At 61.3% G+C, this 21731-nt stretch carries 19 protein-coding genes and 2 pseudogenes; 7 read left to right on the forward strand and 14 right to left on the reverse strand.

Translation table 11 applies throughout. From position 1 onward, the window contains the following. The first annotated feature begins 25 nt into the window (after window positions 1–25). From J6524_RS31405 to J6524_RS31430, 6 genes are all read left to right on the forward strand, one after another. Window positions 26–280, forward strand: a complete 255-nt coding sequence (locus tag J6524_RS31405) for a hypothetical protein (protein ID WP_225677769.1) — start codon at window positions 26–28, stop codon at window positions 278–280. Between the two features lie 43 nt (window positions 281–323). Further along, a complete protein-coding gene (locus J6524_RS31410; protein WP_225677770.1) occupies window positions 324–2321 on the forward strand; it encodes a TM0106 family RecB-like putative nuclease in 1998 nt (665 codons plus the stop codon). Between the two features lie 64 nt (window positions 2322–2385). After that, on the forward strand, window positions 2386–3708 hold the full coding sequence (locus J6524_RS31415) for a DEAD/DEAH box helicase (RefSeq protein ID WP_225677771.1): 1323 nt from the start codon (window positions 2386–2388) through the stop codon (window positions 3706–3708). A 343-nt stretch (window positions 3709–4051) separates the two neighbouring features. Continuing rightward, entirely contained in the window at window positions 4052–4984 is a 933-nt protein-coding gene (gene ku, locus J6524_RS31420; RefSeq protein WP_225677772.1) for a non-homologous end joining protein Ku, read from the forward strand. Window positions 4985–4997: 13 nt separating this feature from the next. Beyond that, on the forward strand, window positions 4998–5903 hold the full coding sequence (locus tag J6524_RS31425) for a ribonuclease Z (RefSeq protein WP_225677773.1): 906 nt from the start codon (window positions 4998–5000) through the stop codon (window positions 5901–5903). Between the two features lie 17 nt (window positions 5904–5920). Next, entirely contained in the window at window positions 5921–6538 is a 618-nt protein-coding gene (locus tag J6524_RS31430) for a cell envelope biogenesis protein TolA (protein ID WP_225677774.1), read from the forward strand. 36 nt (window positions 6539–6574) lie between these two features. Here the strand turns inward: J6524_RS31430 and dinB are convergent. From dinB to J6524_RS31445, 3 genes and pseudogenes are all read right to left on the reverse strand, one after another. Beyond that, window positions 6575–7695, reverse strand: a pseudogene (dinB, locus tag J6524_RS31435) (DNA polymerase IV). Window positions 7696–7769: 74 nt separating this feature from the next. After that, a complete protein-coding gene (locus J6524_RS31440) occupies window positions 7770–8036 on the reverse strand; it encodes a hypothetical protein (protein ID WP_225677775.1) in 267 nt (88 codons plus the stop codon). Window positions 8037–8171: 135 nt separating this feature from the next. After that, window positions 8172–8834 carry an SOS response-associated peptidase gene (locus J6524_RS31445; protein ID WP_225677776.1) on the reverse strand — a complete coding sequence of 221 codons (663 nt, stop codon included), beginning with the start codon at window positions 8832–8834 and terminating at the stop codon, window positions 8172–8174. A 69-nt stretch (window positions 8835–8903) separates the two neighbouring features. Between J6524_RS31445 and J6524_RS31450 the strand changes: the two are divergent. Beyond that, a pseudogene (locus J6524_RS31450) lies at window positions 8904–9179 on the forward strand (transposase); the annotation flags it as partial. 745 nt (window positions 9180–9924) lie between these two features. Here the strand turns inward: J6524_RS31450 and J6524_RS31455 are convergent. From J6524_RS31455 to J6524_RS31505, 11 genes are all read right to left on the reverse strand, one after another. Next, window positions 9925–11055 (reverse strand): M20 family metallopeptidase, encoded by a 1131-nt coding sequence (locus J6524_RS31455; protein ID WP_225677777.1) that lies wholly within the window; start codon window positions 11053–11055, stop codon window positions 9925–9927. Between the two features lie 143 nt (window positions 11056–11198). Continuing rightward, the gene (locus J6524_RS31460; RefSeq protein ID WP_225677778.1) at window positions 11199–12680 is read right to left on the reverse strand and encodes an aldehyde dehydrogenase; all 1482 of its coding nucleotides are present in this window, start codon (window positions 12678–12680) and stop codon (window positions 11199–11201) included. Window positions 12681–12770: 90 nt separating this feature from the next. Next, on the reverse strand, window positions 12771–13745 hold the full coding sequence (locus tag J6524_RS31465; RefSeq protein WP_225677779.1) for a tripartite tricarboxylate transporter substrate-binding protein: 975 nt from the start codon (window positions 13743–13745) through the stop codon (window positions 12771–12773). Between the two features lie 26 nt (window positions 13746–13771). Further along, a complete protein-coding gene (locus J6524_RS31470; protein ID WP_225677780.1) occupies window positions 13772–14485 on the reverse strand; it encodes a GntR family transcriptional regulator in 714 nt (237 codons plus the stop codon). 106 nt (window positions 14486–14591) lie between these two features. After that, a complete protein-coding gene (locus J6524_RS31475; protein ID WP_225677781.1) occupies window positions 14592–15362 on the reverse strand; it encodes an SDR family oxidoreductase in 771 nt (256 codons plus the stop codon). Between the two features lie 9 nt (window positions 15363–15371). After that, window positions 15372–15752 carry a carboxymuconolactone decarboxylase family protein gene (locus tag J6524_RS31480; RefSeq protein WP_225677782.1) on the reverse strand — a complete coding sequence of 127 codons (381 nt, stop codon included), beginning with the start codon at window positions 15750–15752 and terminating at the stop codon, window positions 15372–15374. 27 nt (window positions 15753–15779) lie between these two features. Further along, a complete protein-coding gene (locus J6524_RS31485; RefSeq protein ID WP_225677783.1) occupies window positions 15780–17015 on the reverse strand; it encodes an ABC transporter substrate-binding protein in 1236 nt (411 codons plus the stop codon). A gap of 37 nt (window positions 17016–17052) precedes the next feature. Beyond that, on the reverse strand, window positions 17053–18288 hold the full coding sequence (locus J6524_RS31490; RefSeq protein WP_225677784.1) for an ABC transporter substrate-binding protein: 1236 nt from the start codon (window positions 18286–18288) through the stop codon (window positions 17053–17055). Window positions 18289–18312: 24 nt separating this feature from the next. Continuing rightward, the gene (locus J6524_RS31495; protein WP_225677785.1) at window positions 18313–19020 is read right to left on the reverse strand and encodes an ABC transporter ATP-binding protein; all 708 of its coding nucleotides are present in this window, start codon (window positions 19018–19020) and stop codon (window positions 18313–18315) included. Beyond that, window positions 19007–20782 (reverse strand): branched-chain amino acid ABC transporter ATP-binding protein/permease, encoded by a 1776-nt coding sequence (locus J6524_RS31500; RefSeq protein WP_225677786.1) that lies wholly within the window; start codon window positions 20780–20782, stop codon window positions 19007–19009. Before J6524_RS31500 ends, J6524_RS31495 begins: the two co-directional genes overlap by 14 nt. Beyond that, complete coding sequence (locus J6524_RS31505) at window positions 20779–21714, reverse strand: branched-chain amino acid ABC transporter permease (RefSeq protein WP_225677787.1); 936 nt, start codon at window positions 21712–21714, stop codon at window positions 20779–20781. The genes J6524_RS31500 and J6524_RS31505 overlap by 4 nt, the downstream gene beginning before the upstream one ends. Window positions 21715–21731 lie beyond the last annotated feature (17 nt).

Below are 21731 nucleotides of genomic sequence, written 5' to 3' on the forward strand. Positions count from 1 at the left end.
GGCAGTGTTCGGCGCCTCCGTTGCAATGGCCGGCCTTCCGGGCCAGGTACACGACTTAGGACTGACGCTTACCCAGACCAATGCGACCGAGGCTCGGCCCAAATTGAAAGCTCTCGCGACCGAAGGAGAGGTCGATCAGGTACGACTATCAGGCTTTGTGAAGGACATTGCAGCCGGCAAGTTCAAGGATCAGGTTCCTGGACCGCTCGCGCGGTCCTTATGGGTTCGGCAGAACACTGTCGAAATCAACACCGTAGACGAAATCGCACGCAGCCTTTAGGTCAACGGGTTCGCGCGAGGACCGAGGTTAAGACATGCAGCGAATGGGCGATACGCTCCAACTCAGCGCAAGCGATCTGGTCGGCCATCTGAATTGCCGTTACCTGACCGAGCTTGACCTCAAGGTTGCGTATGGCGAGCTCGCGAAGCCAAAGATCTGGGATCCCGTCCTCGAAACGCTTGCGGAACGCGGCGCGCTACATGAGCAAGGCTTCATCGAGCATCTGAAGGCCGCCGGAGCCGCTGTAACAGTGATCGATGGTGTTGGCATTGACGCCGCGGCTGTCACAGCAACAACGGAAGCTATGCGGCGTGGCGATACTGTCATTATCCAAGGCGCGCTGCAATCGGGCCAATGGAGTGGGCGTGCCGACGTCCTGCGTCGCGTCGAGACGCCAAGCCGCTTCGGCGCATGGTCTTATGAAGTCACCGATACCAAGCTCGCGCGAGAAACGAAGGGCAATACCGTTCTCCAAATCTCATTCTACTCCGACTTGGTATCGTCCATGCAAGGCAGCGCACCCGCATCGGCCTTTGTCGTGACGCCAGGAACGCAATACGAGCCAGAACCATACCGAATAGCTGACTACGCGGCCTACTACCGGCATGTTAGGGGCAGCCTCGAGCGCGCGATCGCGTCACCTACGGAGGGTGCCTATCCCGAGCCGATCGAGCATTGCGACATTTGCCGATGGAGAAACCACTGCGACGAGCGCCGCAGGGCCGATGATCATCTGTCGCTCGTCGCAGGCATCAGCAAGTCGCAAGCTGGCGAGCTCGAGAGGCGCGGCGTTCACACCATGGCCGCGCTGGCCGCCGTTCCTCTGCCATTACTGTGGCGGCCCGATCGCGGTGCCGCGCAAAGCTACGAAAAAATACGTGAACAGGCACGAATTCAGGTCGATGGTCGGGCACAAGCAGCGGTTATTTACGAAGTCCTGCCGCAGATTGCCGGATTTGGATTGTCGCGACTGCCGGAGCCCTCGGCAGGCGACATCTTCTTTGATTTCGAGGGGGATCCCTTCGTCGGCGAGGGCGGCCTGGAATTCCTGTTTGGGTACCTCTACGCGGATGACCAGGGTACGTTGCGCTACACTGGTGATTGGGCATCTACGCGCCAAGAAGAGAGGGCGGCCTTCGAACGCTTCATGGACTTTGTGACTGTGCGTCTCCAAACTCATCCTGACCTTCATATCTATCATTTCGCCCCCTACGAGCCGGCCGCCATCAAGCGTTTGATGGGCCGTTACGCAACACGCGAGAACGACGTCGACAGTCTCCTGCGTGCCGAGCGCTTCGTAGATCTTTATGCGGTCGTACGGCATGCGATCCGAGCGAGCGTGGAGAGCTATTCAATCAAGAAGCTTGAGCCCCTGTACGGGTTCGAGCGCGCGGTACCCCTGGAGGACGTGCGTGTCGTGATGGCACGAACTCAAGCGCGGCTTGAACTCGCCGATGCCAATAACATTGCCGAGCCCGACAAGGCTGCAATTTGCGGATACAACCGTGACGATTGCGCTTCAACGCGGGGGTTGCGCGACTGGCTGGAAACCCTCCGCGGCGAACTCATCCAGAGCGGCGCGTCGATCGATCGGCCAGCGATCCCTGAGGCGGAAATCAGTCCGGAACTCGATGCGTGGCAAAAGAAGATTGCTGCCCTTGCCATGCGACTGACCCACGGAGTGCCTGATGACGCCAGCGAGCGTACCCCGGAGCAGCAGGCGCGCTGCCTACTTGCTTCAATGCTTGATTATCACGGCCGGGAAGGCAAAGCGGTCTGGTGGGAATATTTTCGGCTCCGGGACTTGTCGGCCGAAGATCTTTTATACGAGCGCGACGGCTTATCCGGCCTCGAATTCATCAAGACCGTTGGCGGTACCACCAAGAGGCCCGTGCATCGGTACAAGTTCGCCCTGCAGGATACCGACGTTCGTCCGGGCGATGCGCTTCACAGCTTGGGCGGGGAGAAATTCGGAGACGTCGAGGATATTGCCCTGGATCAGCGTATGATCGACATCAAAGAAGCACGGCGATGCGGTTGACCAACATCCGGAGGCCGTCTTCGCGCACAGCTTTGTCGGAACCAAGGTGCTTGCCGAATCGCTCATGCGCATCGGCGAATACGTTGCTGATCATGGCGTGGTGGGCAAGGGTGATTATCGCGCGGCTCGGGATCTGTTGATGAGAGTCGCGCCACGGCTTCACGGCCAGGAGTTCGAGCAAACGGGTGAGTCCCCGACGGATACCGCGCTGCGCGTCGCGCTTCATCTCGACGAAAGTGTCTTTCCTGTCCAGGGCCCGCCGGGCGCCGGTAAGACCCACACGGGCGCGCGCATGATCTGTGCCCTAGCAAGGGTAGGTCAGACTGTAGGCGTAACGGCAAACAGCCACACCGTTATAGGTAAACTGCTCGACGAAGCCGTCGGTGCCGCTGGCAAGGATGGGTATGCTGTTCGCTGCATGCAGAAGGTCACGGACAAGGAGTCAGACCGACCGGGCGTAAAGATCACCACAAGTAATCCGGCATTCCTCAGCGCGCTGCAGCGCGATTTCCACCTTGGTGGAGCGACTGCCTGGTTCTGGGCGCGACCCGACGCAAAAGGTGCCGTCGACGTTTTGTTCATCGATGAGGCGGCGCAAATGTCACTCGCCAATGTGCTTGCCGTCTCGCAAGCTGCAAACAGCCTGGTCCTGCTCGGCGATCCGCGTCAACTCGAGCAGCCGATTCAAGAAAGCCATCCAGACGGCGTTGCCGTTTCAGCGCTTGACCATCTGCTTGGCACTCACGCGACGGTGCCGCTGGAGCACGGCCTCTTTCTGCCGGTGACATGGCGGCTTCATCCTTCGATCTGCTCATTCCATTCGGAACTGTTCTACGAGGGGAGGTTGCGATCACTGCCTGAGTTGAGGAAGCAGGAGATCCGATCAAACGGTCGGCTCAAAGGTGCTGGCCTGCGCTATTCGGCTGTCGAGCATACTGGCAACCAAAGTTCGTCACCCGAGGAAGTCGAGCGAGTATGCGCGCTCGTCGATGAAATCCTGCAGTTGGGTACGAGCTGGGTTGATCGGGATGACATTGAAGCGCCAGTCACGCTCAAGGACATCTTGATTATCGCTCCTTACAACGCCCAGGTGTTCGCTTTGCAGGAGCGTTTGCCCAGCGCCTGCATCGGTACAGTCGACAAGTTTCAGGGACAGGAAGCTCCTATCGTCATTTACTCAATGACGACCTCCAGCCATGCTGATGCGCCGCGCGGCATGGAATTCTTGTACAGCGCGAACCGGCTAAACGTAGCGATATCCCGCGCCAAATGCATGTGCATTGTCGTCGCCTCGCCAGCCTTGTTTGAGGCGGAATGCCGGACTCCTCGCCAGATGCAACTCGCCAACGCATTCTGTCGGTACCTCGAGATAGCAAGCCCGATATGATGCGTTGCCGAGTTGGAAAAAGCGCGCAGGGCCGCGGCTCAAACCATGGAGCACCGACCACGCCGCCAGCATACGTCCAAATGGCACCCCTGATTTCAAATTTCTTCCGTCATGGGATCACTATCTTAGGTCCTTTAGCATCGAGTCCCGCTTCCCGCCTTGCGGTCAGTCGTCGTTCCCGTTTTGTTCAGTGGAAGGTGACATGCCAGTCCGCCTGAGCTGCGGATTCCGCTGGTGTAGGGCTCGCGCTTCGGGATGAATGCGAAAACGACGGGCGCATGTCGGAACTGCGCTGCCTCGTTCGTCTTGTTTCAAAGTCGCCCCGAGACAGGAGTTTCTGCGTATGGCCCCGCGCGCCAATTGGAAGGGTTTTCTTCGACTGTCGCTCGTCACCTGTCCGGTCGCGCTATATCCGGCCACATCCGAGAGCGAAAAAATCTCGTTCAACCAGCTCAATCGTCAAACGGGGCATCGCATCAAATACCTGAAGGTTGATGCCGATACCGGCGAGGAGGTGCCGAACGAGGACATTGTCAAGGGCTACATGCTCGACAAGGAAACCTTCATCGAGGTCTCAAGGGAGGAGCTCGAGGAGATCGCGCTGGAGTCCACGCGTACCATTGAGATCGATGAGTTCGTTGAGAAGTCCGAGATCGATCCGCGGTATCTGATCCGACCGTACTATCTGCGTCCCGATGGCAAGGTCGGCCACGACGCCTTCGCCGTGATCCGCGAGACCATCCGTGAAATTAACAAGGTCGCGATTGGCCGCGTCGTGCTGACTAACCGCGAGCATATCATCGCGCTCGAGCCGCTCGACAAGGGGCTGGTCGGGACGCTGCTGCGCTACCCGTACGAAGTTCGCTCCGAGAACGAATATTTCGATGAGATCCAGGACGTCAAAGTCACCAAGGACATGCTCGATCTCGCCAGACACATCGTGAACCAGAAGTCGGGGCGGTTCGAGCCGGGCAAGTTCGAAGACCAGTACGAAACCGCTCTCATCGATCTTATCAATCAGAAGCGTGCGGGTAAGCCGATCACGCCGAAGGAGCGGCCGCGGGGCGAGAACGTTGTCGATCTGATGGAAGCGCTGCGACGGAGCGTTGGCGGCGCAGCGGGGGAGACCAGGACCCAACAGAAATCGCCCAAGAAGCCGCGGAAGGCATCGACTGGCCAGAAGGAGATGCTCATGCCGATCGCCGGCAAGAAGCAGGCTAAGGAAACAGCGGCCAAGAAGCCGGCGTCGAGCAAGTCGCAGCGCAAGTCGGCATAACATCAAGCCACGAATGTTCGCACTCAGCTTTCTCGGAACATCGGCGAGCGTTCCATCAGCAGATCGCAATCACCCCGGCATTCTGATCGAGGCCGGTAGCCATCGCATTCTGGTGGATTGCGGAGAGGGGACGCAGCGCCAGTTGCTGCGCAGCGGCGCCGGCTTCCGACGGCTCGATCGTATCCTGCTGACCCACGGCCACCTGGATCATGTGCTCGGTATTCCCGGTCTCTTTTCGACCCTGCGGCTTCTGCGAACCGATAACCTGATGACGATCCATGCGAGCCCGGGTACCCTCGACGTCGTCGTCCGGATGCTCGCGGGCCTGTGGGGCGAAGGGCGGGCGCCCTTTCCGCTAGAACTCGTTCCGCTGGCGGCCGGCCAGGTCCTCGACGCCGGCGACTTCACGATCGGCTGCTTTCCGGTGCGCCACCGCGACACCGACAGCTTTGGCTTCTCCTTCGAAAGCCGGGTCCGCCGTCATCTTCGGACGGACCGTCTTGTAGCCCTGGGAGTGCCAGACGGTCCGGTGCGCAAGGAATTGGCCGAAGGAAAGCCCGTGACACTCCCGGACGGCAGGATAATCGATCCCGAAGACGTTCTCGGGCCGCCGGAGGGACGCAAGAAGCTAGTGATCGTGGGTGATGCCGAAAGCACCGAGGGGTTGGACGAAGAGATTCGAGACGCCGACGTTTTGGTGATTGAGGCTACGTTTCTGGCCCGCGACGCGTCCACAGCTCGCGACTATGGACATCTCACGGCGGCCGAAGCTGCCACCCTGGCAGCCGCGAGCGACGTCAAGCTGCTTGTCCTGACCCACATTTCCGGCCGATACAACGATCAGGAAATACTAGCGGAGGCGATGCAGACGTTTCCGAATATCCGGGTTGCAATCGATTTGGATCGCATCGTGATCTAACCAGCCGGAGAGCAGGCATGGCGAGGAAGCTGAAGACTTACCAAACCTCGTTGGGCTTCTATGATCTGGCAATCGCAGCGCCGTCGATGAAGGCTGCTCTGGAAGCCTGGGGCGCGGACAGCAATCTTTTCCATCAGGGCGCGGCGAAGGAAAGCGACGATCCTGACGTCATTGCGGCAACGTTGGCGGCACCGGGCATTGTTCTGAAGCGTCCCGTTGGCTCTAGCGGGGCCTATAAAGAGAACGCCGCGCTGCCTACCGATCTCGCCAGAGACGACAGCTCGAAGAGGGCAGGCCGCAGGCCGCCGAGCCGCAAGCCGCAAGAACATCCGAAGCGAACCACCGACCAAGCGGCCGACCGGAAGGCCGCACTCGCTTTCGAGAAGGAGCAAGAGCGTCGGAACCGCGAACGCGCGAAGGAAGAGGCTGCCCAGATCAGGGAGCGCGAGCGTCGGCAGCGTGCTGTCGATAAAGCGCAAAGCGCCTTGGATGAGGCCCGCCGGAAGCACGAAAAGAATGCCGCAGACATTCAAGCTCAGATCGAGGCGCTTGAGGAGAGATCGCAGACCGAAGTAGCCCGTTGGGAGAAGGAGAAAGCCAGGTTGGACGCCGCCCTGAGACGAGCGCGAGAGTAACGCTGATGACATTCCGAATTTCAATCCGAAAGGCAGTCATTCCCTGACGCTGAATTCATCCAACATAAGCGGCAATTGATCTTCGTCTGGTTCGGGATCGGTAAATCCTGAAACGGAGATTCCGAGCAACCGTATTGCTTTTTTGGGTGGCAACAGTTGCTTCAACAGGTCTAAAGCCAGGCCCGAAAGATCGCTCTCGCTGTCGATGATGGCGACCGACCTGCTACGGGTGATCAATTCGAAATCGGAAAACTTTACCTTTAGCGTCGCGGTCCGGCCGCGCGCGCCCGTCGTCTCGCAGTGGCGCCAAACCTTCTCCATCAGCGGGTGCAATTCCGCCGCCAGAGCTTCGTAGTCCGCCAGATCCTGGGAGAACGTGTTTTCGGCGCCGATCGACTTTCGGATCCGGTTGGCGCGGACCGGTCGATTGTCGACGCCGCGCGAGATCCAGTAGTAGTGGGCCCGGCCTTCCCGAAATTGGCGGTCATGAACTCGAGTGTCTGGTTACGCATATCCAGGCCCGTGAAGATGCCGAGGCCATTCATCTTCGCAGTCGTCGCCGGGCCAATCCCATGGAATTTGCCGACCGGAAGATCCTGAACGAAGCTCGGCCCCATCCTCGGCGTGATGACGAACTGTCCATTCGGTTTGCGTTGGTCGGAGGCAAGCTTCGCCAGGAACTTGTTGTATGAGATGCCAGCGGAGGCGGTCAGACCCGTCTCGCTCAGGATTTTGGCTCTGATCAAAGTCGCGATCTCTGTTGCGATTGGTATGCCTTGGATGTTCTCCGTAACGTCCAGGTATGCCTCATCAAGAGACAGTGGCTCGATAATCTCCGTATGCTCGGCGAAGATCGTCCGGATCTGTCGAGAGACCTCCTTGTAGACCTCGAAGCGCGGCTTCACAAAGATCAGGTCCGGGCATTGGCGCTTGGCAGTTACCGACGGCATCGCCGACCGAACCCCGAACTTGCGCGCCTCATAGCTCGCAGCCGCAACGACGCCGCGCTCCCTGGACCCGCCAACGGCGACTGGTTTGCCGCGCAAGTCCGGATTGTCCCGCTGCTCGACCGATGCGTAGAAGGCATCCATGTCAATATGGATGATCTTTCGCTCTCGCGCTTCGGCGGTCTTCTGATCCTGATCCGACGATCTCATGCGCCAATGATACTAGGAATCGGCTGCCTTGGGTGTCTCCCTTGCCGGAGAACGATTTGCGGCAGCGCCGTTCCCTAGGGCTCGGGCGGGCATTCAGGACAGGTGTCGCCTATCGAGTCCAAGACCTCGACGATCGCGACGGCGGCCGCCTCCGGCGAAAGGCCCGGTGGCCGATCCTGCCGGGCTAATTCGAACGCTCGGTTCCGGGCGTGCGGATCCGCGCGGTCCTGCATCCAGCCGTGGTACTCGCATTCGCGGACTGCGCCTGCCTCCTGCAGCACCGCTATCGCCCATCCGCGTAACGTGCGAGTCGATGTTCGCTTCTCCTTGGTCATCAGCATGGAGATCGCTCCTGCCTGCGCGAGGGGCGAATCCTTGTGGCCCTCAATTCGTTCCGGCTGTTAACACAAGGCAGGGATTCCAAATCGTCGGGGCAGGCGCTTTTCCACGTGTTCCGCCGCTCTGTGCAAAGCTGGCTAGGCTGCGATCTTGTCTTCCTTGTCTTCGCCGCGCATGACGATCTTCAGCGTGTCATCGGGCAATGGGCGCTGCAACGCCTTTGCCTCATCCCAGGGAGCGCGCATCCAAACGTCGCGCTCCTCCTCGGTGGTCAGGATCACCGGCATGGCCTTCGAATGAATTGGCTCGACGACCGCGTTGGGTGACGCCGTCAGGAAGCCGTAGACGAGGTGGAGGCCAGGGATCGGTTTCGATTTGGTGCCGCGGTCGCCCCTGAACTCGGTCCAGATGCCCGCGAAACAGAACAGCGGCCGGCTTTCCTCAAGCGCAAACCAGACGACGTCCTTCTTCTTTGTCTCCGGATTTGGCTCGGGGGCGTACTCGGCGAAGCTATTCGCCGGCACGAGGCAGCGGTTCTCTGGCTTCAGCCAGCCGCGCCAATGAGGTGAGGACGTATTGCGGATATTGGTGACCGGCGGTCCGCCGGTCTTGGGCGGGGGTGGCATGCCCCAGCGCATCAGTACCAACTCGCGCTCGCTGCCGGCGTTTCGCACGACGGGCGCCGGATAATCCGGAAACACGCCGGGCATGGCCGGCAGGTTGCCAACATATCGATTGATGACGCGGAAGAGCTGCCGGATTGCTTCCTGGTTGGTGGTGATCGAATACAGATTACACATTATCCATCGCCTACAATCAGTCAGGTCTGGCACATTACCAAACCTCCTTTTGGTTTGCGCGTCGCGACTAGTCCCGAGCGGCGCATCGCACGTTGGGAGCACGAGGCCGTGCTGGAGAGGGTTCAGCGGCGGCTCGACCAAGAGCCCAACAAGATGACCTTACGCCGTCAAACGGCGGAGCATCCGTTCGGGACCATAAAGGCCTGGATGGGGGCGACGCACTTCCTGATGCGAAGACAGCACAAGGTTGCGACCGAGATGGCGCTCAATGTGCTCGCCTACAATCTAAAACGTGTAATAGCCATTCTGGGCTGCCGAACACTGCTGGAAGCGATGCAGACGTAAAGGATTTTGCACTGGAGCCAACTCTTGGCTTGGGATTGCGAACGGCCCTGTTACACCTGACTAGCTCGCGTTCCGGGTACGATAATTCCGCCCCGCGTATTTTCTTACCGGAGGGACACTTCGGCTGGCCAGCTCTGTCGTTCATATGTTGCTTCCTCACTCCAACGGCACTTAGGTTCTCCAGCCTATACGTGCATTCAGGCGGCCTGCCGAATTCTGTCCTGTTCCTCATCTAGAGCGTCTGGCTTCAGTTGAAGACCGCTCGTCGCACGTCGGCTTGCCCCGCGGCCGAGCCAATCTCGCAGCGCGGCATCTTCCGTGAGACTTGCCGAGAGCGGAAAACACAGCGGTGCTGATAGTTTGGCTGCTAAGGTGACGCCCCGCATTCCTCTGCTGGTCGAAGCGATCGATAACATGTGGCTGCACCGCGACCTTTGTTGTTTCCAAATATGACCTTCTGCCAAAAGGGTGGGATCATCGCCGGCGGCGCTGGACGCGATCGTGGAGGGTGACGCGGATGGCGCTGAGCGTGAGATCGTCGCCGACATCAGCGAGGCCCGCACATTATCTTGGCGGCCCTGCAGATTTCAACGGGACAATCGAGGCGCCCGTCCGGCTAATCGCTCGGACCTGGGATTGCCTGGAGTATGCTGCTGAGAATGGATTGTTTGGAATTGTACTCCAGCATTCTGATTTCGACGCCGAAGTGCCAGGCGTCACACCTTGGTCATGCCGGCAAATCACGCTATTCGGCCTTGACCCATCTTGCAGCAATCCTTGAGTAAATATCCGAGGCTTCGCGAATGCGTTGAACGGAGCAATACTCATCTGTCTGATGAGCCCTCGCGGCTTCGCCTGGGCCCAAGATGATGGTCGGAGGGTTGCCCAGCGCGGGCGTTAAGGCGGACGCGTCGGTGAAATAGGGAGCCGTTCGGGGTTCGGAGCCGGCATCTTCCCCCGTGACCTCGCGTACGATTCCATACACGTCTTTTATCCACGAGGAATTGGGATCGGTCCAAACAGCACCGACGTCCACAATCGCTTCCAGCAAAATGTCGTCTCCCAACTCCGCCTTCAGGTGTTCCTCAATGCGCGAATGATCGAGCCCTGGAATGCTGCGGATGTCGATGCCGATTTCAGCGAAATCGGGCACAGAATTCACGTTAAGGCCGGCACGAACAGTGCCTACGCTAAGGGTCGGAGATCCCAAATATGGATGCGGTGCCACGTTGAACTGGAAAGTCTCCAATGCCGTGAGTACTCGCGCGGCCTTGAAGGCGGCATTGACGCCGAGATGGGGCATTGATCCATGAGCGGTGACGCCCTTGAGCGTCAAACGGAGCCAGAGGGCACCCTTGTGTCCGACCATCGCCGCATTTGAGGTGGGCTCCGCCACAACGAGCGCGCCGGCACGCCCAAGAAGGTCGGCGCGCGCGAGATGAAATGCGCCCTCACAGCCAATTTCCTCCCCCGCAGTAATGACGAGAACCACGCCGCCGGTGCCTTCGAGCTGCCCGGCCATGTCGGCAATAGCTGCGACAAAGGCGGCTACTCCGCATTTCATATCCGTCGAGCCGCGGCCGTACATCTTGCCGTCGATGATCTCGCCCGCAAACGGATCGACGCTCCATGGCGCGTTTCCAAGTGGAACGGTGTCGACGTGACCGGTGAAGCATAGGGGAGGCTTGCTGCCGGTGCCTTTTATCCTTGCGACCAGATTGGCGCGACCCGAAGCGAATCTTTGCAGGGCTGTCTCCAGTCCGGCGCCGGCGAGAAGTTTTTCCAAATATTGAATGCAACTCAGCTCATTGCCGGGCGGGTTGACAGTATTGAAGGCAATGAGTTCGCGCGAAAGTTCTATGGGATCAATCGGCATGAGGTTACTCGCTCCGCTTTCTCCTCGATTCTATCTGCTGACGCATCTGCAGACCACCAATTCCGTCGATTCAAAAGACCCCGCCTCGTCAAGCGAGATCGGCCTTAAGGACTGGTGTGGTACGCCTCATTGGTTGGAGATGGTCAGCGCATGACGAACGGGTTAGCCGGAACATCCGTTGCCGTCGAGATCCAAACGCTCTTTGTTTCCAGGTACTCGCGGACTGCGTCGATACCGCTCTCGCGTCCGACCCCCGAATGCTTCATACCACCGAACGGCATCATGTAGCTGATGGCGCGATAGGTATTCACCCATACGGTCCCGGCGCGCAGCAGCTTCGGCACGCGGATGGCGCGCGCGAGGTCGCGGGTCCAGATGCCGGCTGCGAGACCATAGATGGTGTCATTGGCGATGCGAATGGCGTCTTCCTCAGTGTCGAAGCCGATGATCGACAATACCGGGCCGAACACTTCCTCGCGCGCGATCCGCATGTTGTTGTCGACATCGGTAAAGACGGTCGGCTCGATGAACTGGCCGCCGATGATGCCGGCGCCCGACGCCGGCTTACCGCCGAGCAGGCATCGCGCGCCTTCCGACTTCGCAACGTCGATGTAATCGAGAATCTTCTTGTATTGTGCGGGCGTCGTCACCGGACCGATGTTGGTGTCGGATTTCATGGGGTCGCCGATCTTGGCCGAGCGCGCCAGCTCCAGCAGGCGCTCCACGAACTTGTCTTTGATCGAGTTCTGCACGAGCAGGCGCGATCCGGCGATGCAAGTCTGCCCGGTCGCGGCGAAAATGCCGGAGACGGCGCCGGCCGCGGCGGCCTTCAGATCGGCATCCTCGAAGACGATGTTCGGCGACTTGCCGCCAAGCTCCAGCGATACGCGCTTCAGGCTGCGCGCGGCGGTCTCGTAGACCTTCGCGCCGGTCGTGTCCGAACCGGTGAAGGTGATCTTGGCGATGCCGGAATGCGAAATCAGCTCGCTGCCGATCTCGGGCCCGAAGCCCGTGACGACATTGAAAATGCCGTCGGGAATACCGGCTTCCTTGGTCAGCGCCGCAAATTCCAGCGTGCTGGCGGAAGTGAACTCCGACGGCTTGACGATGACGGCGCAGCCGGCCGCCAGCGCCGCAGCGCATTTCCAGGCGACGAACAGCAGCGGGGAGTTCCACGCCGTCAGCGCGGCTACGACTCCGACGGGCTCATGGGTGGTGTAGGCGAAGGTCTCGGCCTTGTCGATCGGCACCAGGCCGCCTTCCAGCTTGTCGATGAGGCCGCCGAAATACCACCACCATTCCGGGTGGTAGCGAAGCTGGCCCAGCATCTCCGCCATCAGCTTGCCGTTGTCGCGCACCTCGATCTCGGCGAGGCGCTCCGCATTTGCAGCGACGAGATCGCCGAGCTTGCGCATCACCTTGCCGCGGGCCGACGCCGTCATCTTCGACCACGGACCGCGCCACATCGCCTCGTTGGCGGCTTTCACCGCCTTGTCGGCGTCGGCCTTCGTTCCCCGCGGAATTTTCGCCCAAGGCTTGCCCTGATAGGGGTCGATCGAGTCGAACCAGTCGCCGTTGGCGGGGTCAACATATTCGCCATTGATGTAGAGCTGATACGTCTTCACGGGTTTCCTCCGGTCGATGCGCTCCACGGCATGCAGCCGCCAGGTCGCAACTGTTGTTGCAGGAAGTCTATGGCGACAACGATCTCCCGCCTATTGCGGTTCGATTCCCGCCGCCTTGATGATGCGTCCCCACTTGACGATTTCCGCCTTCAGGAACGCCTCCAGCGCCTCTGGAGTCGCGCGCTCTTCCTCGACCGGCGCCATGCTGAGTTCGGCAAAGCGGCTGACCAGCGCCGGATCCCTCAACGCGGTCTTGAGAGAGGCGACCAGCGTATCGATCACCGGCTTTGGCGTGCCGCGCGGCGCGTAGAGGCCATACCACGTGGTGACGTCGAAGGCGGGCAGACCGGCCTCGGCGGAGGTCGGCACGTCGGGCAGTGTCGGTACGCGCTTCTTGCTGGTGATCGCATAGCCCTTGATGGTCTTGGCCTGGATATGCGGGGTCGGCCCGGTGGCGGGATCGCAATAGACGTCGATATGGCCGGCGATGACGTCATTCAGCGCGGGGCCGCCGCCCTTGTAGTACACCGGCGTCAGCTTGGTGTCGGTGGCGCTCATGAACATCAATCCGCAGAGTTGCGAAGCGGAGCCGAGCCCGACATTGCCGAATGTCAGCTTGTCGCCCTCGCTGCGAATGCGGGCGACCAGTTCCGTCAAATCCTTTGCCGGGAAATTCGGCCGTGCCACCAGGATCATCGGCACGTCGGTGACGAGGCCGATCATCGAGAAATCGCCGACCGGATCGAACGGCAATTTGGCATAGAGCGCCGGAGCCGTCGCTTGGCCGACATGCATCAACAGCAGCGTGTAACCGTCCGGTGGCGCCTTGGCGACGCGATTGGTGCCGAGCGTGCCGCCGGCGCCGACCGCGTTCTCGACGACGAACGACTGCTTCAGCGTCGCGCTCATCGCGCTGGCAAGAATGCGCGCGATCACGTCGCCGGGGCCGCCGGCGGAAAAGGGCACAATCAGCGTGATGGGTCGGGTGGGATAATCCTGCGCGAACGCCGTGGCGTTCGGAGCACACAGCAGCAGAAGCAACACCAACGCTCGTAACGCAAACATGACTGAACACTCCTCCCATGCGCTTCCTATTCGTCGGAAAGCGCGTTCTCCTTGGCCGTCGTCCGCTGGATCATATCGAGCGCAGCCGCCGCCGCGGCCTTGACGTGATCGATGCAGCAGCGTTCTGCGAGTTCTTCATCCCCGCTCTGGATCGCGCGCCAGATCGCGGTCACCTCGCGCAGGCTCTTGTTGATCCGCTTCGGCTGCGACATCGAGGTGATGCGCAGCAGCGTGATCCGGTCATGCAGCGGCTTGAGCATCCGTTCGACGAAACTGTTGCGACAGCCGCCGATTAGTGCGCCATAGAAATCCGTCTTGGCTTCGAGGCATCCGGCGAGGTCCTGCGCGGCCGCCGCCGCCTTGAGCCGGCTCAATGCGTCGCCAATCCGGTGCACCACATCGGGATCGCGCAGCCGCGCGCATTCGCGGCCGGCAAATCCTTCCAGAACCGCTCGGGCGTCGTAGAGCTGCTTGGCTTCCTCGAGGCTGATCGTGCTAACCACCGGGCCACGGTGCGGAACGGTGTTGACGAGCCCGTCGGCTTCCAGCAGCCGCAACGCCTCGCGGATCGAGGGGCGACTGACCCCCATCATTTCGCAAAGCTCGCGTTCGACCAGCCGCTGACCCGGCTTCAGCGTGCCTGACATGATGGCCTCGCGCAGCTTCTGGGCAACCATCGCCCGGACGGTGGGAACGTCCTCGATACGAAGCGTAGACTGCAGTTCAGCGCGTCGGTCCATTTGCGAGGTGCCTTCGTTCTATCCCGGGTTCACCAGCGATTTACCGGCAGAATCAGCATTTCCGCAATTTGAAGATGGGGCCGCTTGCCCGACAAACCGGTTTTGCTCATGCAATCGACCAGCCTCCGTCGATCGGCAAGGTCACCCCCGTGATATCCCGGGCGGCAGGGCTGCACAGGAAGGCGACCAGAGCGCCGACCCCCTCCATGCTGACGAACCGGCGGGATGGCTGACGTTCGGCCAGATAGCTTTCGGTGGCCTCTTCGACGGTCTTGCCGGCCTGCGCGGCGACGCCCGCGATCTTGTTCTGGATGGCGGGCGTCGGCAGCGTGCCGGGGGCAACCGCGTTACAGGTAATGCCCGTGCGCGCCGTTTCCAGCGCGACCGCGCGGGTGATGCCGACGATCGCCGTCTTGGTGGTCACGTAGTCAATCCGGTCCGCGACGGCGCGGGCCGAGTAGATCGAGGCGATATTGATGATGCGGCCCCAGCCGCGCTGCTTCATGGCGGGAAGCGCCAGCCGGATCAGATGAAAGGGCGCGGACAGATTCACGGCCAGCGCGCGGTCCCATTCATCGGCGGGAAAATTCTCCACGGCGGCGAAATGCCGAACCACGGCGTTATTGACGAGAATATCGATCCCACCACAGCGGCCGAGCAGATCAGCCATCATGGTTTCGATGGCGGCACGCTGCGAGAGGTCGGCGTCGGCGACGATGACGGAGGTACCAAAGCGCGCCTTGAGGTGATCGGCTGCCTCTTTTGGTGCCTCGAGGTCGTGCAGGACAACATTGGCCCCCGCGCCGGCAAGGCTTTCCGCCACCGCCAGTCCAAGGCCGGCGGTCGCTCCGGTGACGAGGGCCCACTTGTCCTTCATGTGCGGCGCCTACTTCCTGTCGAGCTCGGCGAACACTTCCTTGGCGTTGCGGAACGCATCCACGCCGGCCGGCACGCCGCAATAGATCGCCACCTGCATGAACACCTCGCGGATTTCCTCGCGCGTGGCGCCATTGGCCAGAGCGCCACGGACATGCGTCTTCAATTCGTGCGGCCGGTTGAGCGCGCAAAGCATCGCCAGGTTGAGGAAGCTGCGGGTCTTCCGGATCAGGCCGTCGCGGCCCCAGACGTAGCCCCAGCAATACTCCGTCGTCAGGTCCTGCATCGGACGGTTGAACTCGTCGGCGCTCGCCAATGCCTTGTCGACGAATTCGCTGCCGAGCACGCTCTTGCGGATTTCGAGGCCGCGGTCGTAGGTCGCCTTGTCCATGTCGTTCTCCGTCTCTTGTTGGCGATTTCAGCTCTTAGGCCAGAACGGCTGCGCTAGCGCGAGCTGCGGCGGGAACACCGTCACCGGGATGCCCGACTGCCATTGCACGATAGTCATGCCGGCGCCGACCCGGCGGCCTTTCTCGTCGAATTTGATTTCGCCGAGCGGATAATATTTCGAGGGACCGGCATCCATACTGCGCAGCGCGTCGGCGACCGCGACGCGGTCGGCTTTGCCGGCCTTCTCTAAGGCATCCTTGATCACCCACATGTCGCCATAGGTGGAGATTGCGTTCTGCGTCATCCACGGCTCCTTGTAGCGAGCCTTCAGCTCCGCGATCAGGGCTTCATGTCCTTTCGCGCCCCAGCTTGCGACGCAAGTCAGCACGCCCTGCAATAACTCAGGACCAACGGTCTGCAGCATGTCGGGCTCGGCGATCGCGATGCCGAACGAGATGGTCGGGACCTTGCCCTGGCCGAGGCCGAACTCGTTCATCTTTTCCAGCAGCAATTTTGCGTCGGAGATCACCGTCGGTAGGAAGAACAGCAAGTCGGGCTTAGCGGAACGGATCTTCTGCACCAGCGGCGTCGCGTCCGCCAGCGGCGGTGTGAAGGTCTCGTCGACGATCAGTTGGAACTGGTTCTCCGCCAGCAGGCCTTCGCGCATCGACTTGGCCGAAGCAATGGAGGCGGCGGTGTTGTCGGTTAGGATCGCGACCGTCTTCGGCCGCTTGCCGGACGCGGATTCGGCAAGCTTGACGATCTGCGGCAAGGCTTGCCTGGCCTGCGAGCCGGCGGTCGCCGAGGTCTGAAAGACGTATTTGAAGCCACGGTCGGTGATCAGGTCGGAATAGGAGAGGGTGAGGACGGGCAGATTCGCCCGTTCCGTCACTTCGGTGACTGCGAGCGTGAAGGAAGAGAGATAGGCGCCGCTCGCCGCGACCAGATCCGTCTCCTGCGCCACCATGCGCTGCGCGGCGTTCTTGGCCTTTTCGGTGCTGTCGCCGGAGTCGAGCACGACGAGCTTCATCTTGGTGCCGCCGAGCGCCTTGATGCCGCCCTGCGCGTTGATGTGATCAATCGCCATCTCCGCGCCGTGGCGCATCACCGCTCCGGGACGCGCATACATCCCGGAGATCGGCACCAGCAGGCCGACCTTCACCTCCGAAGGCTGCTGCGCGCGGACGGCGGATGCGATCAGCACGCTGGAAGCACCGGCGAGCAACGTTCGCCGGGTCACTTTGGTCGCGGTATTACCACTCATGACGATCCTCCTCCCTCGTTGGTGATTGAGCCTTCTGTCAGGATTTCTTCGGCCAGAACGGCGCGGCTTGTGCCAGCTCGGGCGGATAGACGGTAACCGGCACGCCATTCTGCCACTGCACGATGACGACGCCGGCACCGACGCGGCGGCCCTTCTCGTCAAATTTGAGCTGGCCGCCCGGATAGTATTTTGAGGGGCCTGCATCCATGGTGCGGAAGGCCTGCGCTACGGCCTGGCGGTCGGCCTTGCCGGCCTTCTCCAGCGCGTCCCTCATCAACCACATATCGCCATAGGTGGAGACGACGTTCTGCGTCGCCCAGGGTTCCTTGTACCTGGACTTCAGCTCCGAGATCAGCTCTTCCTGACCCTTCGAGCCCCAGTTGGCGACGATGGTCATGATGCCCTGCACGGCCTCCGTGCTCACGCTTTGCAGCATGTCGGGCTCGGCGATCGTGATGCTGAAGGAGACAGTCGGAATTTTACCCTGGCCGAGGCCGAACTCGTTGATCTTCTCCAGCCCGAGCTTGGCATCCGATACTGCGTTGGGCATGAAGAGCAGGAGGTCGGGACGCGCGGAGCGGACTTTCTGGATCAATGGGGTGGCGTCCGACAGCGGCGGCGTCCAGATCTCTTCCACGACAAGCTGCAGGCCTTCCTGCGCGAACAGCTTTTCCTTCAGTGCCTTTGCGGTCGCGATTGAGGTTGCCGTGTTGTCCATAAGCATCGCGACCGTCTTCGGCCGCTTGCCGGATGCGGATTCGGCAAGCTTCATCAGGGTCGGCAATCCGAGTTCGGATTGCCGGCTGGCGGGCGCAGCGGTCTGGAAGATGTATTTGAAGCCGCGTTCGGTCAGCAGGTCCGAATAGGACAGCGTGAGGACGGGCAATTCGGCCCGCTCGGTTACTTCGGTCACCGCAAGGGTAAAGGACGAAAGATAGGCGCCGGTTGCGGCGACGAGGTCCGTCTCCTGCGCGACCATCCGCTGCGCCGCATTCTTGGCCTTCTCGGTGGTATCACCGCAGTCGATCACCACCAGCTTCATCTTGGCGCCGCCGAGGGCCTTGATGCCGCCCTGCTTGTTGATGTGGTCGATGCCCATCTCGGCGCCCATCTTCATCACCTGGCCAGGTCGGGTGTAGATGCCGGATAGCGGAACGATCAGGCCAACCTTTACCTCGGCCGGTTGCCGCGCGTGCGCCAACCTTGAGAGTCCGACGGCCGCAGCTCCGGAAAGCACCGTGCGGCGCGTCAATCCTCTGGTAGTCTTGTTCATCTTGTTGTTCTCCCTACTTTCTTGTCACATGCCCAGATAAGCCTTGCGCACCCGGTCGTCGGCACGCAGTGCTTCGTTGCTGCCTTCGAGCACGACCCGTCCGGCTTCGAGGACATAGCCGTGATCGGCGGATTCCAATGCTTCCGCCACGCGTTGCTCGACCAGCAGCATGGTCAGCCCGGACTGCCTGCGGATATCGATCAGTCGGTCGAAAATGAAATCTGCGGTCGAGGGCGCGAGGCCCATCGATGGCTCATCCAGCATCAGAAGCTTGGGTGAGGAGGCGAGGCCGCGGCCGATCGCCAGCATCTGCTGCTGACCGCCCGACAGCGTGCCCGCGAACTGGGCTCGGCGCTCGGCAAGAACCGGCAGCCATTCGAAGATGCGCTCGATGTTCTGCTTCCAGTCGCGCCGGCCGCTTTCGGTCAAAGCGCCCATTTCCAGGTTTTCCATTACCGTGAGCGACGGAAAGACCTGACGGCCTTCGGGCACATGGGCGATGCCGAGATGAGGGCGCTGGGCCGGCGGCACCGCCAGCAGGTCGGCATCGCCGAACATGATCCGGCCGCCATTCGGCTGCAGGATGCCGGAAATAGTCTTGAACAGCGTCGTCTTGCCGGCGCCGTTCGGGCCGACGATTGCAACGAACTGGCCTGCGTCGACCCGGATCGACACGTCGTTAAGAACGGGCTTGGCCGAATAGCCTGCGCTCAATCCTTCAATGCGGAGCATGGGCCACCCATTTCTTGCCGAGATAGGCCTCGATCACGCGATTGTCGCGCGTGACGGCTTCCGGCTCGCCCTCGGTGATGACGGCGCCATGGTCGAGGACGACGAAGCGGTCGACCAGACGGACCATCGCCTGCATCGTGTGTTCGATGATTGCGATCGTGATGCCGTCGCGAGCGAGTTGCTGGATGACGGCGACGACTTCGTCCGCTTCGCCATGGCCAAGGCCGGCCAGCGTCTCATCGAGCAGCAAAATTCGCGGCTGGCCAGCAAGCGCACGGGCGAGCTCCATCAGCCGCAACTCCTTGGTCGAGAGCTCACCGGCGACTTGATCGGCGGCGTGCGACAGGCCGACTCGTGCGACGGCGTCGGCCGCGAGTCTTCTCGCTTCGTCCTCGGTCTTGGCGCGCACATAGGCGCCGACAACGACGTTGTCGAGAATCGACATCCGTAGAAACGGCCGCATGACCTGGAAGGTTCGGCCGATCCCGGCCTCGCAGATCGTGTGCGGCCGCTCGCCAGACATATCGCGGCCGTCGATCAGCACTTCACCCTGATTAGGACGCAGAAACCCGTTGAGAAGGTTGAACAGTGTGGTCTTGCCAGCACCGTTCGGGCCAATGATGCCGAGGATCTCGTTTTTGTGCAGCTTGAAGCTGACGTTCTGCACCGCCTTCAAGCCACCGAACGATCGCGAGAGATCGCTTACCTCGAGCACGACTTCGGAGGTGGCAGCGTGCTTTCGAGCCGTAGGCAAGGGTGTCACAGTGGCTGCCGGCCGTGATACGTCCGGCGCCTCCGTCGTCTTTGCCGTAGACCTAGCAAATCGCTTGCGCAGGAGATCGCGTAGCTTCCAGAACAGCCCTTCCGGTGCGAGCAGAATCACACAGATGATGGCGAAGCCGAAGATGACGCCCTGGATACCCGGGAAGCGGTCGCCGGCTTCCGCGTGCAGGATCTCGGCCAGCGGGATCAGGATCACCGATCCGATCACGGGTCCCCAGACCGTGCCGACGCCGCCGAACATCGCAACCGTCAGGGCCTGCGCCGATACCAGCATGCCGAACACGGATTGCGGGGTCACGACCAGCAGCACCTGCGCGTAGAATGCGCCGATCGCGGCGGCGATGGCCCCGCTCAGTGTGATGGCGCGCAGCTTCCAGGCCAGCGTATTGATGCCGGCAGCTTCGGCCGCAGCTTCGTTCTGCTTTATCGCAAGCAGCGCCATGCCGAAGCGGGATTGCTCGATGATCCTGGTCAGCACGATCGTGGCCAGCATGATGGCCAGCGCCAGCAGCGTGTAAACTCTGGGATCGCTGAACTGCATGTAGTAGATCGGCGCGTCGCGCTTCATCGGCAGCGTGACTTCCTGGAAGCCGAGCCACTCGAACACGTAGAGGATGGCGAGCGGATAAGCGAGCATGGCCAGCGCGAAATAGTGGCCTTGCAGGCGGAACGTCGGAAAGCCGATCAGAAGGCCGGCAATGCCGCCAAGCATCGCGGCGATCGGGATCAGTACCCACGGCGAGAGGCCGAAATAGATCTGGCCGAGCGCGGTCGTATAGGCGCCGATGCCGAAGAACGCGGCGTGACCGAACGAGATCAGGCCGGTGTAGCCGCTGAGCAGGTTCCACGACAGGCCGAACACCGCCCACACCGGCACGAGCGTCAGCATCAGCTGATAATAGGAGTTGGTGACGCCGATCGAAACCAGCGCGTAGGCGATAGTGAAGATGATGGCGGGCAGCAGCGAACGCATGGTCATGTCCTCTCGACCATGCGCCCGAAGAAGCCTTGCGGACGGAAGAAGATGATGAGGAGGAAGACCACGAAGATCGCGGCGTTCTGCAACTGCGTCGGCAGGATCAGCGTTGACATCTGCTGGACGAGGCCGATCGTCATGCCTCCCCAGAACGCGCCGATAATGCTGCCCATGCCGCCGAGCACGACGCCGGCATACATCACGATCACATATTCGAGCCCGACGAACGGATGGAACGGATAGTTCGTTGCAAGCAGCCCGCCGGCGATGGCGGTGATGCCGGAGCCGAGCGCAAATGCGACGCGATGCGCGCGGTCGACGTCGATGCCCATATAGGTGGCGGCGGTCGGATTGTCGGCGGCGGCGCGCAGCGATTTTCCGATCCGCGAACGCGTAATCAAGAGACTAAGCAGCGTCATGATCACCAGCGACACGATGGCATCGATGCCACGCGCCTTGTTGAGGAATACGCTGATGTCCTGGGACAGCGCGAGTTCCCAGGCCGAGCTGGAGAGCGGCGTGCGAATGGAGGCCAGCACCGATCCGAAGATGAGGAGCCCGCCGTTTTGCAGGATCAGCGCGATGCCGAGCGTGAGGATGAGCTGGGCATAGTGGCCTTCGCCTTCGAGCGAGGCGGTGCGCGTGCCCGACACGTGCGAGATCAAGGTCAGGTGGACGAAATAGCCGAAGATCGCTAGCATGGGACCTGCGAGCAGGATGGCAACGAACGGTCCGACCGCGTTGCCGAATAGCGCCTGAATGCCAGCCGCGGTGAAGAGATAGAAGGCGGTATACATGCCGAGCATCATGAAATCGCCATGGGCGAAGTTGATGACGCGCATCACGCCGAAAATCAGGCCAAGGCCGACGCACATCAGGCCGTAGACAGCGCCGATTAGCAGGCCGGCGGCGAGCGCTTGCAGAAAGGCCTCCATCAGCGGCCGCTCCCGGT

This window comes from Bradyrhizobium hereditatis, assembly GCF_020329435.1.
Taxonomy (GTDB): Bacteria; Pseudomonadota; Alphaproteobacteria; order Rhizobiales; family Xanthobacteraceae; genus Bradyrhizobium; species Bradyrhizobium hereditatis.